The sequence below is a fragment of the Frankia sp. Mgl5 genome, from assembly GCF_023242985.1.
GTDB classification, from domain to species: domain Bacteria; phylum Actinomycetota; class Actinomycetes; order Frankiales; family Frankiaceae; genus Parafrankia; species Parafrankia soli.
On record NZ_JALKFY010000763.1, the window covers coordinates 1 to 1507 of the forward strand.

At 67.9% G+C, this 1507-nt stretch carries 2 protein-coding genes; both read left to right on the forward strand.

All coding sequences use genetic code 11. The annotated features are described in order from the left end of the window. The coding region (locus MXD62_RS27475) for a zinc-binding dehydrogenase (RefSeq protein ID WP_248832295.1) at positions 1-1037 on the forward strand (1037 nt) is incomplete at its 5' end. A gap of 37 nt (positions 1038-1074) precedes the next feature. Then, positions 1075-1506, forward strand: a complete 432-nt coding sequence (locus MXD62_RS27480) for a nuclear transport factor 2 family protein (RefSeq protein WP_248832296.1) — start codon at positions 1075-1077, stop codon at positions 1504-1506. Position 1507 lies beyond the last annotated feature (1 nt).

Genomic DNA, 1507 nt, shown 5'->3' on the forward strand with positions numbered 1-1507 from the left:
TGGGTCGTGCGATTGTTTTCAACGGTGACCAGACCTGGGAGGAGCGCGACCTGCCGGTGCCCGATCCCCAGCCGGGTGGTGCGGTGCTGCGGGTGGAGGCGACGGGCTTGTGTCACGGCGACGTCGACCAGTTCCACGGCATCGGTCGCACCCCGAGAGGCGGGGCGTTCCCCGTGGTTCCAGGCCATGAGGTCGTCGGACGGATCGAGAAGATCGACGCGCGGGCAGCCGAGGAATGGGGCGTCGCGGAAGGAGACCGGGTCGCCGTCCGCACGATCGTCATCACCCCCGAAGGCGGCACCCGCGCCTACGGGATCGACTTCTCGGTGAAGGAGGGCTCCGGTCTCTACGGCGGTTACGCCGACTACATGGAGATCCTGCCGGGATCCGCGGTCTACCGCCTCCGGGAGGACCTTCCCGCGGCGGAGCTCACGATCTTCGAAGCGTTGTCCTGCGCGGTCACGTGGGTCCACCCGGTCAAGAACGGTCACACCGTCGTCATCGAGGGACCCGGCCACATGGGCCTGGCCACCGTCGTCGCGGCCCGCGCCGCGGGCGCTGGCACGATCGTGGTCACCGGCCTCTCACAGGACCGGTCCCGGCTCGACTGCGCCCTGCAGGTGGGCGCTGACCACGTGATCGACGTCCAGACGGAGAACGCCGCGCAACGCCTTGCCGACATCACCGACGGTCGCATGGCCGACGTCGTGATCGACGCGGCGTCCGGGAGCTCGGTGACGGTCAACACCGCGATGGAACTCGTCGGCAGGGGCGGCCACATCGTCATCGCCGGGCTGAAGGACGAGCCGGTGAACGGCCTGGACAGCAACTCGCTCCTGTTCCGGGGGATCACCATCGGTCCCGGAGCCGGACTCGACGCGGCCCGCGCGGTCGCGCTCATCAACGACGGCCAGGTGCCGACCGCCGCGCTGGCCGGCGAGACCTTCCCGCTCGATCGCTTCGAAGACGCCTTCGCGCTGCTGGACCGCCGTGTCCCCGGCCGCGACGCGGTGCGGGTGTCGCTGCACGTCTCGTGAACAGTTCGCCAGTGAAAGCCGGCAGAGAGGAAATCTGATGGACCTGCAGACGTTATCCGACAAGATCGAGATCAACGAGGTGCTCACCCGGTACGCCCGAAGCTGCGACTCGAGGGACTGGGATCTTTTCCGGACGCTGTTCACCCCCGACGCGTTCCTCGACTACAGCTCGGTGACGTCGGCCGTCGGCTCGCGTGACGAGGTCGCCGCCTGGCTCGAGGCGGGACTGGGCAAGGTGCCGTGGACGCAGCACTTCATCAGCAACGTGGACATCGACCTCGACGGCGACAGGGCGAAGGTCCGGGCCATGTTCTACAACCCGATGCTCCTGCCGGGGATGACCGAGCTGAGCTACTGCGGCGGCTACTACCACCACGACATGGTGCGCACCCCGCAGGGATGGAAAAGCGAACGGCTCGTCGAGGAGAACCTGTGGTTCGTGAACCATCCAGGGGCACCCACACCCTGAC